A 14,422-nucleotide genomic window follows, 5' to 3' on the forward strand; every position below is an offset into this window, starting at 1 on the left:
GTCAGCCCCCTCTTACACGCGACGCTTTTTAGGCGGACGACAACCATTGTGTGGAATCGGCGTCACGTCGGTGATGTTGGTGATCTTGTAGCCGCAGTTGTTCAGAGCGCGAACAGCAGATTCGCGACCCGGGCCAGGGCCCTTAACTTCGACATCAAGGTTTTTCAGGCCGTATTCCTGAGCGGCAGTACCTGCGCGCTCGGCGGCAACCTGGGCTGCAAACGGTGTGCTCTTACGAGAGCCACGGAAACCGGAACCACCTGCGGTGGCCCAGCTGAGGGTATTGCCCTGGCGATCAGTGATCGTCACGATCGTGTTGTTAAACGACGCGTGGATGTGGGCGATACCGTCGACAACGGTCTTTTTGACCTTCTTGCGAACAGTAGTCTTTGGCTTAGCCATACCTGTATCCTAAATCCTGTATCAATTCCCCGACCTAGGCCCGGGATTGTTTAACCGTAATGCCCGATTACTTACGAATCGGCTTGCGCGGACCCTTACGGGTACGGGCATTGGTCTTGGTGCGCTGACCGCGAAGCGGCAGGCTGCGACGGTGGCGCAGGCCACGGAAACAACCCAGGTCCATCAAACGCTTGATGTTCATGGACACTTCACGACGCAAGTCACCTTCAACGGTGAGCTTTGCAACTTCACCGCGAACGGCTTCCAGCTGCTCTTCAGACAGATCACGGATTTTGGTGGATTCAGCGATATTAAGCGCTGCCAAAATAGACTTAGCCGTAGTGCGACCGACACCAAAGATATGGGTCAGGGAGATCACGGCGTGCTTGTGGTCTGGTACATTGACACCAGCAATACGTGCCATAGAGGCGTACTCCACGTATTGGGAGCCACATAATGCTTAAATGCGTGGCTCTACTCTAGATTCGGCGCTGACAGCGACTAAAAAACCGACGGCGCCACCAAAAAGGCGCGCAAGAATAGCTTTTCAGACACCAAATTGCAATAGCCCACAGCCTCCCCAATCAACTTTGGGAAGAGTTGTGGACGACAGTCAACGCCCCCTGTGGTAGCGGCTGGCTAATGCCCCCGCTACCCACAATTGACCGGGCGGCCAGTTGCGGTGCCAGTGCCAGGGAGGAGGCCCCCCGGCACCAGCTGATTCAATTAGCCCTGACGCTGCTTGTGACGCGGCTCGGCGCTGCAGATAACCCGCAGAACACCTTTACGACGTACAATTTTGCAGTTACGGCAGATCTTTTTAACAGAAGCGCGTACTTTCATGACCTTACCTCAATTCTGTTGCCTGCAACCGGGTGCCGCTTAGCGACGCCCGTAACCTTGCAGATTCGCTTTCTTCATCATCCCTTCATACTGGTGCGACAACAGGTGAGATTGAACCTGTGCCATGAAGTCCATCACCACGACCACAACGATCAGCAGTGAAGTACCCCCCAGATAGAAGGGAATGTTCAGCCCAACTACCAGGAACTGTGGCAGAAGGGAAACCAGAGCGATGTAGACGGCACCGACCAGAGTCAAGCGAGTCAGAACGTTATCGATGTAACGCGCCGTCTGCTCACCAGGACGGATACCGGGCACATAAGCACCGGACTTTTTCAAGTTGTCCGCTACTTCGTTCGGGTTGAACATCAACGCCGTATAGAAGAAGCAGAAGAAACCGATCAGCAGGGCGAACAGGATAATGTTCAGCGGCTGACCCGGGCCCAGCTGCAGAGCCATCCACTGGAGGATCTGCGCGCCGATGCCCTCTCCCCCTTCACCGAACCATTGGGCCAGTGTCGCGGGGAACAGCAAAATACTACTGGCGAAAATCACCGGGATAACACCGGCCATATTCACCTTCAACGGCAGGTGGCTCGCCTGCGCAGCCGGAGCTGCAGAGTAACGGCCGGCCTGACGCCGAGCATGGTTGATGGTAATACGGCGCTGACCGCGCTCCATTACCACCACAAAGTAGACGACGGCGAGAGCAACAAAGCCGATCGCGAGCAGCAGCAGAATATGCAGCTCACCCTGTCGCGCCTGTTCAAACGCCTGGCCGACAGCACTCGGCAGACCGGCGACGATACCGGCGAAGATCAGCATGGAAATACCATTGCCAACGCCTCGCTCGGTGATCTGCTCACCAAGCCACATCATGAACACGGCGCCGGTAACCAGTGACACAACGGCCACAAAGTAGAAACCGAACGCCGGCTCAGCGGAATAAGCCAGGTTCTGGCCCGCCAGGCCGAAAGTCATACCGATACCCTGAACAAGCGCCAGCAGCACCGTCAGGTAACGGGTGTACTGGTTGATCTTGCGCCGTCCGGCGTCGCCCTCTTTCTTGAGTGCTTCCAGAGACGGGGTCACCGCGGTCATCAACTGCATAATGATGGACGCGGAAATGTACGGCATGATGCCAAGCGCCAGGATACTCATGCGCTCCAGTGCGCCACCGGAGAACATATTAAACAGGCCAAGGATCGTACCCTGGTTCTGGTTAAACAGGTTCGCCAGCTTCTCCGGGTCAATCCCCGGTACCGGAATGTGAGTACCCAGGCGATACACCAGTATCGCCAGGAACAGAAAACGAAGGCGAGCCCAAAGCTCGCCCAATCCCTTGCTGTTGCCCGGGGTATTAACGCCAGATCCTGGTCGTGCCATTGGGGCCTCTTAGTCTTCTACTTTACCGCCAGCAGCTTCGATGGCTGCTTTAGCACCCTTGGTGACGCCCAGTCCTTTTACGGTAACTGCTTTAGTCAGTTCACCGGACAGGAATACCTTGGCGCGCTTAATGTGGTTGCCGATGATATCGGCATTCTTCAGCGCTGCCAAATCGATCACGTCGGCATCTACCTTCGCCAGCTCCGCCAGACGTACTTCCGCGGTGAAGCGGGTAACACGTGCGGTGAAACCATACTTGGGCAGGCGCTTCTGCAGTGGCATCTGACCACCTTCGAAGCCCGGACGAACACTGCCGCCGGAACGGGACTTCTGACCTTTGTGGCCACGGCCACCAGTCTTGCCCAAACCACTACCGATACCACGACCAACGCGCTTACCGCTGCTCTTGTGACCGGGGTTGGGAGAAAGCTCATTCAAACGCATGTTATTCCCCCTCAACCTTAACCAGGTAGCTGACTTTGTTGATCATGCCGCGCACAGAGGGAGTATCTTCTACTTCCACAGTGTGACCAATGCGACGCAGGCCCAGACCCGCAACGCACGCCTGATGACTTTTCAGGCGCCCGTTGATGCTTTTGGTCTGGGTGACTTTAATGGTCTTCTTAGCCATTGTCTTAACCCACTTTTAACTTTTGTCCGAACTGCAATCAGTTCAGGATTTCTTCAACAGACTTACCACGCTTGGCCGCTACGTCTTCCGGGCTGCTCATCTGAGCCAGCGCATCGAAAGTAGCGCGTACTACGTTCACCGGGTTGGTGGAGCCGTAGCACTTAGCCAGTACGTTGTGTACGCCAGCCATTTCCAGAACGGAGCGCATTGCACCGCCGGCAATTACACCGGTACCCTGGGAAGCGGGCTGCATGAATACCTGGGAACCACCGTGGCGGCCCTTGGTAGCGTACTGGATCGTGTCGCCGTTCAGTTCTACCTGAACCATATTGCGACGCGCGGATTCCATTGCCTTCTGGATTGCGACCGGTACTTCGCGAGCCTTACCACGACCGAAGCCAACACGGCCATTGCCGTCGCCTACTACAGTCAGTGCGGTAAAGGCGAAGATACGACCACCTTTAACAGTCTTGGCGACGCGGTTAACCTGAACCAGCTTTTCCATCAGGCCTTCGTCGTTGCCGTTCTCTTTCTCTCTAGCCATAACTCAAACCCTTAGAATTTCAGACCGGCTTCGCGAGCAGCGTCAGCCAGGGCCTTGATGCGGCCGTGGTACTGGAAACCGCTGCGATCAAAAGCCACTGATTCAACACCGGCCGCTTTGGCGCGCTCAGCGATCAAAGTGCCAACCGCAGTCGCGGCATCAACATTTCCGGTTTTGCCGGAACGCAGGTCCTTGTCCAGGGTGGAGGCGCTAGCCAACACCTTGTCGCCAGAAGCGGACAGAATCTGCGCGTAAATGTGACGCGGAGTGCGGTTCACGGTCAGGCGCACAGCGCCCAACTCGCGGATCTTGGCGCGGGCACGACGTGCACGACGCAAGCGAGATGCTTTTTTAACGTTCATTTCTATGCCCTACCTAATTACTTCTTCTTAGCCTCTTTGCGATACACACGTTCCTCGGCATAACGGACACCCTTACCTTTGTAGGGCTCCGGCGGACGGAACGCGCGGATCTCAGCGGCTACCTGACCCAGCAACTGCTTGTTGCTGCTCTTCAGAACGATTTCGGTCTGGCTCGGGGTCTCAGCAGTGACACCCTCTGGCAGTGCGTAATCGATCGGATGGGAGAAACCCAGCGTCAGGTTGACGGTCTTACCGGATGCTTTCGCACGGTAACCAACGCCAAGAAGCTGCAGTTTCTTTTCGAAGCCCTGGCTCACGCCAACAACCATGTTGTTGACCAGTGCACGGGTGGTGCCAGCCAGCGCACGCGCCTGCTTGGAACCGTTACGTGCTGCGAACTTCAGCTCGTTTTCACCCTGGCTAACTTCAACGTCGCCGTGAACAACCATATTCAGGTTGCCATTACCGCCTTTTACAGCGATGTCCTGGCCCTTCAGGTCAACGGTAACGCCAGCGGGGATTGCGACGGGACTATTTGCTACTCGAGACATACTAACCCCCGCTTAGAATACGGTGCAGAGCACTTCGCCACCGATACCGGCCTGGCGTGCAGCGCGATCAGTCATCACACCCTTGGAGGTGGAGACGATGGCGATACCCAGACCGCCACGTACGGACGGCAGTGCTTTTTTACCTGCGTAGTTACGCAGGCCCGGACGGGAAACGCGGTCCAGCTCAGCAATAACCGGCTTGCCCTGGAAATATTTCAGGTCAATGGTCAGTTCTGGCTTGGCGCCTTCGTTTACCGCGAAATCTACCACGTAACCTTCGTCTTTCAGGACTTTGGCTACAGCGATCTTCAGCTTGGAAGAAGGCAGGGTTACTGACGCCTTACCGCGGCCCAGGGCGTTGCGGATGCGGGTCAGCATATCTGCCAACGGATCTTGCATACTCATTTATTGAGACTCCTCAAATCTGCCTAAACCAGCGGGATTACCAGCTGGACTTCACCAGGCCGGGAACATCACCACGCATGGCTGCTTCACGCAGTTTGTTACGGCACAGGCCGAACTTGCGGTAGACAGCGTGTGGGCGACCAGTAATACGACAGCGACGTTGCTGACGTACCGGGCTTGCATCGCGCGGCAGTTTCTGCAGCTTGAGTTGAGCCTCCCACTTTTCCTCATCGGAAACAGTGGAACTGGCGATGATCGCCTTCAGCTCTTGACGCTTTTCAGCGAACTTAGCTGCGGTTCGAGCGCGCTTGTTCTCACGCGCAATCATGGATTTCTTCGCCATGGAATCCTCTTAACCCTTGAAAGGGAAGTTAAATGCTTTCAGCAGAGCACGACCTTGGTCGTCGGTAGCTGCTGAAGTAGTGATACAAATATCCAGACCACGGAGCTTGTCTACTTTGTCGTAGTCAACTTCCGGGAAGATAATTTGTTCAGTCACACCCATCGAGAAGTTTCCACGACCGTCAAATTGCTTCGGGCTAATGCCACGGAAGTCACGGATACGCGGAATCGCGATGTCGACCAGACGCTCCAGGAACTCATACATGCGCTCACCGCGCAGAGTCACCTTGCAGCCGATCGGCCAACCGTCACGAATCTTAAAGCCCGCAATTGACTTGCGCGCCTTAGTGACGATCGGTTTTTGACCAGTGATCGCTGTCATATCGTTGACAGCATGCTCCAGTACCTTCTTATCACCAATTGCTTCGCCGACACCCATGTTGACGGTGATCTTGGTGATCCGCGGCACGGACATCACGTTGTCGAGCCCCAGCTCTTCTTTCAGCTTGGGCGCGAGGTCTTTTGAATAGAGCTCTTTCAGCCTTGCCATGATATCTACCTGATCTACTTAAGCGTCAACGGCTTCGCCGTTGGATTTGAAGACGCGGATCTTAGTGCCGTCTTCCAGTACTTTGAAGCCTACACGGTCAGCTTTTTGGGTTGACGGATTGAAAATCGCAACGTTGGAAACCTGAATAGCGGCTTCTTTCTCTACGATTCCACCGGCAACACCCAGCTGGGGGTTCGGCTTCTGGTGTTTTTTGATCATCTGCACACCGGAAACGATCAGTCGGCCATCGTTCAGCACCTTACGTACGGTGCCGCGCTTGCCTTTGTCGCGACCGGCGATAACGATGACTTCATCGTCACGCTTGATCTTGCGCATAACTCTTTCTCCGCTCCAGGCTTAGATAACTTCGGGAGCCAGTGAGATGATCTTCATGAACTTCTCACCGCGCAGCTCGCGAGTTACCGGGCCAAAAATACGGGTGCCGACCGGCGCATTCTGCTGGTTCAGCATTACCGCTGCGTTATCGTCAAACTTGATCAGGGAACCGTCGGGACGACGAACGCCCTTCTTGGTGCGAACGACAACAGCGTTCATAACCTGACCCTTCTTTACTTTACCGCGGGGAATGGCTTCCTTAACGGTTACCTTGATAATGTCGCCCACGCCAGCATACCGACGATGGGAGCCGCCCAGCACCTTGATGCACATGACGCGGCGAGCCCCACTGTTGTCAGCTACTTCTAAGTAGGATTCCGCTTGAATCATTGTTCCTCTCCGAAACTCTTCAATTCGGCAGTCAATGCGCTAGGGGTTAAACCTTCGCAGCACGCTCTACAATTTTCTGCAAAGCCCAGGACTTGCTCTTGGACAACGGACGAGATTCCTCGATGGTTACAACATCACCGATGTTGCAATCATTGTTCTCATCATGTGCCTTGAGCTTTGTGGACTTGCTCAGGATTTTGCCGTAGATCGGGTGCTTAACACGGCGCTCGATCAAAACGGTGATGGTTTTATCCATCTTGTCACTCACGACCTTGCCGGTCAGAGTACGCTTCAGTTTTGCTTCTGCCATGATTAGTTACCTGCTTTCTCGGTCAACACAGTCTTAATGCGAGCAATGTCGCGACGAGTCTGCTTCAGCAGATGAGTCTGATTCAGCTGACCGGTTGTCTTTTGCATACGCAGCTTGAATTGCGCTTCCAGCTGAGACAAAAGCTCCTGGTTCAGCTCTTCAACTGACTTTTCGCGTAGATCTGCAGTCTTCATTACATCACCGAACGCTTAACGAAAGTTGTCTTTACAGGCAGCTTGGCCGCAGCGAGTTCAAATGCCTCACGTGCGAGATCCTCGGAAACGCCCTCCATTTCATAGAGAACTTTACCCGGTTGGATCTGAGCCACCCAGTATTCAACGCCACCTTTACCTTTACCCATACGTACTTCGAGGGGCTTGTTGGTAATTGGCTTGTCCGGAAACACACGAATCCAGATCTTACCGCCACGCTTAACGTGACGAGTCATTGCGCGACGAGCCGCTTCGATCTGGCGCGCAGTAATGCGACCGCGACCGATAGCCTTCAGGCCAAACTCGCCAAAGCTCACCTTGGAGCCGCGCTGAGAAAGACCGCGGTTGCGCCCCTTCTGTACCTTACGGAATTTTGTACGCTTCGGTTGTAGCATCTGCGTACCCCTTATTTAGAAGATTTCTTACGGGTCTTCTTGGGCTGCTCTTCGGGGATTTCATCTCCGATAACTTCACCTTTGAAGATCCAAACCTTGATACCGATGATGCCGTAAGTGGTCATCGCTTCAGCAGTGGCGTAGTCGATGTTCGCACGCAGGGTGTGCAGCGGCACACGACCTTCGCGATACCACTCGGTACGTGCGATTTCCGCACCGCCGAGACGACCACTGATCTGAATCTTGATACCTTCGGCACCCTGGCGCATTGCGTTCTGTACCGCACGCTTCATAGCGCGACGGAACATCACACGACGCTCCAGCTGCTGAGCAACGTTCTGGGCTACCAGAGCAGCGTCCAGGTCGGGCTTGCGCACTTCTTCGATGTCGATGTGCACAGGCACGCCCATCTTGGCGCTAACCTCGTTGCGCAGACGCTCAACGTCTTCGCCCTTCTTACCAATCACGATGCCCGGACGCGCAGTGTGAATGATCACACGTGCAGTGTTTGCCGGACGCTCGATCTCGATGCGGCTCACGGATGCGTGAGACAGCTTCTTCTGGATGTATTCGCGAACTTTCAGGTCCGTGTACAGCTTGTCTGCGTACTCGTCGCTGCCCGCATACCAAACAGAAGTATGCTTTTTAACGATACCCAGACGAATGCCGGTAGGATGTACTTTTTGTCCCATGGTTTTCTCGCCTGCTCTCTTATTTCTCGGCCACTTTCACAGTGATGTGACAAGTACGCTTCAGAATACGATCAGCACGACCTTTAGCGCGGGGCTTAATGCGCTTCATGGTCATACCCTCATCTACGAAGATGGTGGATACCTTCAGTTCGTCAACGTCAGCACCTTCGTTGTGCTCAGCGTTGGCGATAGCGGATTCCAAAACCTTCTTGACGATCGCCGCACCTTTCTTCTGGCTGAAAGCCAGAATATCCAGGGCTTCTTCGACGCCTTTGCCGCGAACCTGATCAGCTACCAGTCGCGCCTTTTGCGCCGACAGACGAGCGCCGCGTAATTTTGCTGCTACTTCCATCGTTATAACCTCGGCTTAGCGCTTCGCTTTCTTGTCCGCGGCATGACCACGGTAAGTGCGGGTAGCTGCGAACTCGCCCAGTTTGTGGCCAACCATTTCTTCGTTGACCAAAACGGGCACGTGTTGACGGCCGTTATGTACGGCAATCGTCAGGCCCACCATCTCCGGCATAACCATTGAACGGCGGGACCAGGTTTTAATCGGCCGGCGGTCATTTGCTGCAACCGCTGCCTCCACCTTCTTGATCAAATGCAGATCAATAAAGGGACCTTTCTTTAATGAGCGTGGCACTGTCGATTCCTCTCTAGCTGCTCAGACGTGCTACGGCTTACTTGCCGCGGCGACGTACAATCATCTTATCGGTGCGCTTGTTCTTGCGCGTTTTCTTACCCTTGGTAGGTACGCCCCACGGAGTAACCGGGTGACGGCCACCAGAGGTACGACCTTCACCACCACCGTGCGGGTGATCTACCGGGTTCATCGCCACACCGCGAACGGTAGGACGAACGCCGCGCCAACGCTTGGCACCAGCTTTACCCAGCTTACGCAGGCTGTGCTCAGAGTTGCTCACTTCACCCAGGGTGGCGCGGCACTCAGTCAGAACCTTGCGCATTTCACCGGAACGCAGGCGAATGGTCGCGTACTGACCTTCACGAGCAACCAGCTGTACGGAGGTACCAGCGGAACGCGCCAGCTGAGCGCCTTTACCAGGCTTCAGCTCGATGGCGTGAATCACGGAACCAACCGGGATATTGCGCAGCGGCAGGGTATTACCAACACTAATCGGCGCTGCATCGCCAGACTGGACAGTTGCACCAGCCTTCAGACCTTTCGGGGCGAGAATGTAGCGACGCTCACCGTCGGCATAACAAACCAGAGCGATATGTGCGCTACGGTTCGGATCGTATTCCAAACGCTCAACCTTGGCCGGGATACCGTCCTTGTTGCGCTTGAAATCTACCTTGCGGTAGTGATGCTTGTGACCACCACCAATGTGGCGAGTGGTAATACGGCCGTTGTTGTTACGACCACCGCTCTTGCTCTTGCTCTCCAGCAAAGGCGCGTAAGGAGCACCCTTGTGCAGGTCCTCATTAACAACCTTGACCAGGTGGCGACGGCCGGCAGAGGTCGGTTTAGTCTTTACAATTGCCATTGTAACTTTCCCCTTTACTCAGCAGCTTCAAAGTTGATGTCGCTGCCTTCGGCCAGACGAACGTAGGCTTTTTTCCAATCATTGCGCTGGCCCATACCGTGACGGGTGCGCTTGGTTTTGCCTTTAACGTTCACGGTGCGAACCTGCTCAACAGAAACGTTGAACAGCTTTTCGACCGCAGCCTTGATCTCAGCTTTGGTGGCGTCAGTGGTAACCTTGAACACTACCTGGTTGGCAGCATCTGCCAGCACAGCAGCCTTCTCGGAAATTACCGGACCGAGCAGTACTTTGTAGAGACGTTCTTGGTTCATCCCAGCACCTCGTCAATTTTCTTGAGTGCAGAAACGGTAACCACAACCTTCTCAAAGCGGATCAGGCTAACCGGGTCAATGGCCTGCACGTCACGAACATCGATTTTGTGCAGGTTGCGAGCTGCGAGGTACAGATTCTCACTCACCTCTTCAGTTACGATCAGCGCTTCCGCGAGATCAAACTGAGCCAGCTTGCTAACCAGCTGCTTGGTCTTCGGAGCGTCGACGTCAAAAGACTCAACCACTACGAGACGCTCCTGACGAGCCAGCTCGGACAGGATGCAACGCAGCGCTGCACGGTACATTTTCTTGTTCAGCTTCAGGCTGTGATCACGCGGCTCAGCAGCGAAAGTCACACCACCGGAACGCCACAGTGGGCTACGGATGGTGCCCGCACGCGCGCGGCCAGTGCCCTTCTGGCGCCATGGCTTTTTGCCACCACCAGAAACAGCAGAACGGTTTTTCTGGGCCTTGGTACCCTGGCGTGCGCCGGCCATGTAGGCGACAACAGCTTGGTGTACCAGGTCCTGATTGAACTCACGACCGAAAGTCACTTCAGAGACAGCAACAGTGCCTTTAGCGCCTTCGGGAGTTGCGATATTCAGTTCCATATCTATTTCCCCCAGACTCAGGCTTTCACTGCCGGACGAACGATTACGTCGCCACCCGGAGCACCCGGAACAGCACCCTTAACCAGCAGCAGGTTGCGCTCAGCGTCAACACGCACTACTTCGAGGTTCTGTGTGGTTACACGCTCAGCACCCATGTGACCGGCCATTTTCTTACCCTTGAATACACGACCAGGGGTCTGACACTGACCGATAGAACCGGGAGCGCGGTGAGACAGGGAGTTACCGTGGGTAGCATCTTGCATGCTGAAGTTCCAGCGCTTAACGCCGCCCTGGAAACCTTTACCTTTGGAGGTGCCGGTTACGTCGATTTTCTGACCAGCCTCAAACTGGGAAACAGAAATCTCAGCACCGACTTCAAAAGCTTCGTCGGAACCGTCGGTACGCAGCTCATAGAGAGCGCTACCAGCGTCAACGTTCGCCTTTGCGAAGTGGCCCGCTTCGGGCTTGGAGATACGGGAGGGCTTGCGAGCACCAATTGCTACCTGCACAGCAGAGTAGCCGTCAGTGTCGACAGTTTTCACCTGGGTGACGCGATTCGGAGCTACCTCAATAACGGTAACCGGAATGGACGCGCCGTCCTCAGTGAATACACGAGTCATGCCGCTCTTGCGGCCGACAATACCTATAGTCATCGTATTAACCTCTCAGTGCACGGGGCTTTAACCCACTGCGGCCGCCCAATTTCAGAGCGTTACACTACCCGGACCGTTTTCGCCCGGGATTCGGTAGTTGATTAAAAAGTGTTAGCCGAGACTGATCTGAACCTCAACACCGGCCGCCAGATCGAGCTTCATCAGCGCATCTACGGTTTTCTCGGTGGGCTCAACAATGTCCAGCAAACGCTTGTGAGTACGAATCTCGTACTGATCGCGCGCGTCTTTGTTGACGTGCGGAGAAATCAGCACGGTGTACTTCTCTTTGCGAGTCGGCAGCGGGATAGGACCACGTACCTGGGCGCCAGTGCGCTTGGCCGTCTCGACGATCTCCTGAGTAGACGTGTCAATCAGCTTGTGATCGAACGCCTTCAGGCGAATTCGGATGCGTTGACCCTGCATGGAATCAAACTCCAACTAAATAAAACTAAAGAACGCCCTTTTACGCAGCCCCGAGGGCGGGCGAAAAGGAGCGCGAATTCTACGGCCACGCTGGCTACATGTCAACCAACATAAGGAATGGATTTGGGGCGCCCGTCTGGCGCGAAACTACACTAAGTAAAGACCCTTCTGCCAGCGAGGTAAACGCCATGACCATTGCCCGCACCGTCAGCAACTACCTGAGCGACCAAGCAGTCAAATATCAGGTTATTGAACATGCACACACTACGCGTAGCAGCGAGACCGCACGAGCGGCAAATGTTCGGGAAGATAGCGTTGCCAAAGCGATTCTCCTCAAGGATGAACTGGGCTATGTCCTCGCAGTCATCCCGGCAAGCTCCAGTCTCGATATGCGCGCACTCCACGACGAATCCGGTCGCAACCAGCTGGAGATGGTACCGGAAGACGAACTCCAGACCGTGTTCTCTGATTGCGAGCTAGGGGCCCTGCCACCGATCGGACAGGCATACGGCATTCCCACCTACCTCGACAGCAGCCTGCGACATCAGGACAGCGTCCATCTGGAAGCTGGCGACCATCAGGGACTCATCAAGCTCGACCAACAAACCTTTTCGCGACTATTTGAGCATTGCCAGTCAGCCGATCTCAGCCGGGACTGGCCTTAATAGATGCGCAGTGGCGACATGGGACAAGTGAAATTGGCGAGGAAGCGCTTTGGCCGCCTCGCCCTCCTGACGGCCTGCTCGACTGCTTTCTATATAAGACGATCAGACCCTCGGGGTTCTATATAGGACCTGGACCACGACACCCAACAGCCTTACCCCTATCGGCTGAGGAGGACGGCTAGCAACGCGGATCAGTAGCTATAGCTAAAGCGAGCAAACAAGACATGCTCCTCCTGTTCCGGCACGGCGACGTCAAGAGCTTCTGCGACCGTGGCGTTTAAAGCCCAGCGGCGACCGGACAAACTGACTCCGAATCCTGCGGCGGCTAGGGTTTCCTGTGGATTCAGGGACTTCACATCGCCGTAGTCATAGAAGGCAAAGACATCAATCGCAGTATCCAACCAGTACCAGGCATCGTAATGGAGCTCCAGCTGCCCATACCAACCACGGTCACCACTGACCTCACTGGAGTGATAACCACGCACACTGGTGGGACCACCTAGCGCGAAGGAGAGGGATCCGGGCAGACTCTCTCCCTCCGTGTACTGCCACTCTGCCGCGCCGATACTATAAAAGCCGCTATCCCGGAATCGGTAGTAAGCACTCACGCCACCACTGTACAAAACTTCACTGGCGCGCTGCTGTGCTCCGCCCTCATCGGACTTGTCATTGAAGTCCATGCCGGAAATCATCTGCCGACCCGAAATCTGCCACTGCTGTCCTATCCAGTTCAGGGAAGTGCCCAGCTGAATTTGCTGCACCGCATCATCACTAATGGTCACCCCCGCAACATCAGTCGCTGAGCGCGTATAACCTGCCCCCCCAAGCAATGAAAGCCACAGGCGCTCGCCAGACCATGCCAACCAGCTGGATTCAACGCCAAGGCGAAACGACTCACCTTCAACACCGGAAATCGCAAAATCTCCTTCGATCAGATCCGTGCGTGTCGTTGAACCACTGCCGCCAACCCGCCAGCGACTTGCGCCGACCGGCGCGTTATAGCTCAAACTGAGAGATCGGGTTCCTTCACTGGCGGCGAGATAGGCGATAGAGCGATCTCCGTCGCTCAGTAGATGTTGGTGCCGGTACATAAAACCCAGCTCTTCCGCCCCCGAGCTCTCAAAACCGTAGTTGTCAGCAAATGCCTGGAAATAGCTCCGCTCAGGCTCGGCCACGGTGACTACGATATCGGTCAGCCCGAAAGACTCACCTCGACGCAATTCAGCTTTGAGGCGCTGGTCATTAATCCGATTGAACTCCAGGATATCGGCTTCCAAAGCGGGCAAATCAACGGTTTCCTGCCCCTGGTGCGCGGACATCCATCGACCGAGGTATTCGTTCGAAGTGTATTCATTTCCTTCAAAACGAATTTCACCCAATTTGCCCTCGATCAAACGAACGATCACGACACCATTTTGTATTTCCTGCTCAGGCAAAACAGCGACGGCGGTATACACATGCATCTGACGATAGTGCCGATTAACGCCCTCAACGATTTTCAACAGGTCGCTGTGTGATACCTGCTGCCCCAGGAAAGGGGTAACGATTTCTCGCAGGTCGCCCTCTGATAGCAATTCAGAACGCGTAAACCGCACACTGCGTAACTCGAATTTCGGCCCTTCCAGGGCGGCCGGGTCACCGGTCACCTGAACCTCATCAATAACCGGCTGCTCCACATACCTGGGCTGGAGTCGCTCCGCACGGCGACGCTGTTCGCGATCCGTTGCACCGGGGTCAATTCGCGGCAGCTCCAGTATCAACTCTGGCGGCAAACCTGGATCAACCTGTGCAGAGACCGTCGACGCGGCGGAAACCAACCACAGGGCACTCCCCACTACAGCGCCAATAGAACCCATATGCGAGCGCAGCGCTCCCCCACAACTTTTACTACTCAAGTGATTCA

The 14,422-nt window shown here is 55.2% G+C and carries 27 protein-coding genes; 1 reads left to right on the plus strand and 26 read right to left on the minus strand.

What is annotated here, in order from left to right; all coding sequences use genetic code 11:
- Positions 1 to 12 precede the first annotated feature (12 nt).
- From rpsK to rpsJ, 25 genes are all read right to left on the minus strand, one after another.
- Positions 13 to 402, minus strand: a complete 390-nt coding sequence (gene rpsK / locus ACXAD0_RS17935) for a 30S ribosomal protein S11 (protein WP_020411406.1) — start codon at positions 400 to 402, stop codon at positions 13 to 15.
- A gap of 67 nt (positions 403 to 469) precedes the next feature.
- Positions 470 to 826, minus strand: a complete 357-nt coding sequence (rpsM, locus tag ACXAD0_RS17940) for a 30S ribosomal protein S13 (protein WP_475090125.1) — start codon at positions 824 to 826, stop codon at positions 470 to 472.
- Positions 827 to 1,128: 302 nt separating this feature from the next.
- Entirely contained in the window at positions 1,129 to 1,245 is a 117-nt protein-coding gene (gene rpmJ / locus ACXAD0_RS17945; protein WP_010133825.1) for a 50S ribosomal protein L36, read from the minus strand.
- Between the two features lie 39 nt (positions 1,246 to 1,284).
- Complete coding sequence (secY, locus tag ACXAD0_RS17950; protein ID WP_475090126.1) at positions 1,285 to 2,631, minus strand: preprotein translocase subunit SecY; 1,347 nt, start codon at positions 2,629 to 2,631, stop codon at positions 1,285 to 1,287.
- Between the two features lie 9 nt (positions 2,632 to 2,640).
- On the minus strand, positions 2,641 to 3,075 hold the full coding sequence (gene rplO, locus ACXAD0_RS17955; RefSeq protein ID WP_475090128.1) for a 50S ribosomal protein L15: 435 nt from the start codon (positions 3,073 to 3,075) through the stop codon (positions 2,641 to 2,643).
- A gap of 1 nt (position 3,076) precedes the next feature.
- Positions 3,077 to 3,262, minus strand: a complete 186-nt coding sequence (gene rpmD, locus ACXAD0_RS17960; RefSeq protein WP_475090130.1) for a 50S ribosomal protein L30 — start codon at positions 3,260 to 3,262, stop codon at positions 3,077 to 3,079.
- A 37-nt stretch (positions 3,263 to 3,299) separates the two neighbouring features.
- Positions 3,300 to 3,806 (minus strand): 30S ribosomal protein S5, encoded by a 507-nt coding sequence (gene rpsE, locus ACXAD0_RS17965; protein WP_475090132.1) that lies wholly within the window; start codon positions 3,804 to 3,806, stop codon positions 3,300 to 3,302.
- A gap of 11 nt (positions 3,807 to 3,817) precedes the next feature.
- Positions 3,818 to 4,168: a 50S ribosomal protein L18 gene (rplR, locus tag ACXAD0_RS17970; protein WP_475090134.1), complete on the minus strand. Its 351-nt coding sequence runs from the start codon at positions 4,166 to 4,168 to the stop codon at positions 3,818 to 3,820.
- 17 nt (positions 4,169 to 4,185) lie between these two features.
- Positions 4,186 to 4,719, minus strand: coding sequence for a 50S ribosomal protein L6 (gene rplF, locus ACXAD0_RS17975; protein WP_475090135.1), 534 nt, complete (start codon positions 4,717 to 4,719; stop codon positions 4,186 to 4,188).
- Positions 4,720 to 4,731: 12 nt separating this feature from the next.
- Complete coding sequence (rpsH, locus tag ACXAD0_RS17980) at positions 4,732 to 5,124, minus strand: 30S ribosomal protein S8 (protein ID WP_475090136.1); 393 nt, start codon at positions 5,122 to 5,124, stop codon at positions 4,732 to 4,734.
- Positions 5,125 to 5,161: 37 nt separating this feature from the next.
- Complete coding sequence (gene rpsN, locus ACXAD0_RS17985) at positions 5,162 to 5,467, minus strand: 30S ribosomal protein S14 (RefSeq protein WP_475090137.1); 306 nt, start codon at positions 5,465 to 5,467, stop codon at positions 5,162 to 5,164.
- A 9-nt stretch (positions 5,468 to 5,476) separates the two neighbouring features.
- Positions 5,477 to 6,016 (minus strand): 50S ribosomal protein L5, encoded by a 540-nt coding sequence (gene rplE, locus ACXAD0_RS17990; protein ID WP_475090139.1) that lies wholly within the window; start codon positions 6,014 to 6,016, stop codon positions 5,477 to 5,479.
- 18 nt (positions 6,017 to 6,034) lie between these two features.
- Entirely contained in the window at positions 6,035 to 6,352 is a 318-nt protein-coding gene (gene rplX / locus ACXAD0_RS17995) for a 50S ribosomal protein L24 (RefSeq protein WP_475090140.1), read from the minus strand.
- Positions 6,353 to 6,373: 21 nt separating this feature from the next.
- The gene (rplN, locus tag ACXAD0_RS18000) at positions 6,374 to 6,742 is read right to left on the minus strand and encodes a 50S ribosomal protein L14 (RefSeq protein WP_475090142.1); all 369 of its coding nucleotides are present in this window, start codon (positions 6,740 to 6,742) and stop codon (positions 6,374 to 6,376) included.
- A gap of 46 nt (positions 6,743 to 6,788) precedes the next feature.
- The gene (gene rpsQ, locus ACXAD0_RS18005; RefSeq protein WP_475090144.1) at positions 6,789 to 7,052 is read right to left on the minus strand and encodes a 30S ribosomal protein S17; all 264 of its coding nucleotides are present in this window, start codon (positions 7,050 to 7,052) and stop codon (positions 6,789 to 6,791) included.
- Positions 7,053 to 7,054: 2 nt separating this feature from the next.
- Positions 7,055 to 7,246, minus strand: coding sequence for a 50S ribosomal protein L29 (gene rpmC / locus ACXAD0_RS18010; RefSeq protein ID WP_475090146.1), 192 nt, complete (start codon positions 7,244 to 7,246; stop codon positions 7,055 to 7,057).
- Complete coding sequence (gene rplP / locus ACXAD0_RS18015) at positions 7,246 to 7,659, minus strand: 50S ribosomal protein L16 (protein WP_073277504.1); 414 nt, start codon at positions 7,657 to 7,659, stop codon at positions 7,246 to 7,248. The genes rpmC and rplP overlap by 1 nt, the downstream gene beginning before the upstream one ends.
- A gap of 11 nt (positions 7,660 to 7,670) precedes the next feature.
- The gene (gene rpsC, locus ACXAD0_RS18020) at positions 7,671 to 8,351 is read right to left on the minus strand and encodes a 30S ribosomal protein S3 (RefSeq protein WP_475090147.1); all 681 of its coding nucleotides are present in this window, start codon (positions 8,349 to 8,351) and stop codon (positions 7,671 to 7,673) included.
- A 19-nt stretch (positions 8,352 to 8,370) separates the two neighbouring features.
- Positions 8,371 to 8,703 (minus strand): 50S ribosomal protein L22, encoded by a 333-nt coding sequence (gene rplV / locus ACXAD0_RS18025; RefSeq protein ID WP_193166396.1) that lies wholly within the window; start codon positions 8,701 to 8,703, stop codon positions 8,371 to 8,373.
- 15 nt (positions 8,704 to 8,718) lie between these two features.
- Positions 8,719 to 8,994, minus strand: coding sequence for a 30S ribosomal protein S19 (gene rpsS, locus ACXAD0_RS18030; RefSeq protein ID WP_475090149.1), 276 nt, complete (start codon positions 8,992 to 8,994; stop codon positions 8,719 to 8,721).
- Between the two features lie 37 nt (positions 8,995 to 9,031).
- Positions 9,032 to 9,856 (minus strand): 50S ribosomal protein L2, encoded by an 825-nt coding sequence (gene rplB, locus ACXAD0_RS18035; protein ID WP_475090151.1) that lies wholly within the window; start codon positions 9,854 to 9,856, stop codon positions 9,032 to 9,034.
- Positions 9,857 to 9,870: 14 nt separating this feature from the next.
- Positions 9,871 to 10,167, minus strand: a complete 297-nt coding sequence (rplW, locus tag ACXAD0_RS18040) for a 50S ribosomal protein L23 (protein WP_475090152.1) — start codon at positions 10,165 to 10,167, stop codon at positions 9,871 to 9,873.
- On the minus strand, positions 10,164 to 10,778 hold the full coding sequence (gene rplD, locus ACXAD0_RS18045; RefSeq protein WP_475090153.1) for a 50S ribosomal protein L4: 615 nt from the start codon (positions 10,776 to 10,778) through the stop codon (positions 10,164 to 10,166). Before rplD ends, rplW begins: the two co-directional genes overlap by 4 nt.
- Positions 10,779 to 10,795: 17 nt before the next feature.
- On the minus strand, positions 10,796 to 11,431 hold the full coding sequence (rplC, locus tag ACXAD0_RS18050; protein WP_475090155.1) for a 50S ribosomal protein L3: 636 nt from the start codon (positions 11,429 to 11,431) through the stop codon (positions 10,796 to 10,798).
- A 111-nt stretch (positions 11,432 to 11,542) separates the two neighbouring features.
- A complete protein-coding gene (gene rpsJ, locus ACXAD0_RS18055; protein WP_066967210.1) occupies positions 11,543 to 11,854 on the minus strand; it encodes a 30S ribosomal protein S10 in 312 nt (103 codons plus the stop codon).
- 188 nt (positions 11,855 to 12,042) lie between these two features.
- On the opposite strand from rpsJ, the gene ACXAD0_RS18060 reads away from it, so the two are divergent.
- Positions 12,043 to 12,519, plus strand: coding sequence for an aminoacyl-tRNA deacylase (locus tag ACXAD0_RS18060; protein WP_475090157.1), 477 nt, complete (start codon positions 12,043 to 12,045; stop codon positions 12,517 to 12,519).
- Between the two features lie 191 nt (positions 12,520 to 12,710).
- On the opposite strand, the gene ACXAD0_RS18065 is transcribed toward ACXAD0_RS18060, so the two are convergent.
- Positions 12,711 to 14,414: a ShlB/FhaC/HecB family hemolysin secretion/activation protein gene (locus tag ACXAD0_RS18065; protein ID WP_475090158.1), complete on the minus strand. Its 1,704-nt coding sequence runs from the start codon at positions 14,412 to 14,414 to the stop codon at positions 12,711 to 12,713.
- Positions 14,415 to 14,422: the final 8 nt, after the last annotated feature.

The organism is Microbulbifer sp. ABF4_148, from assembly GCF_056158985.1.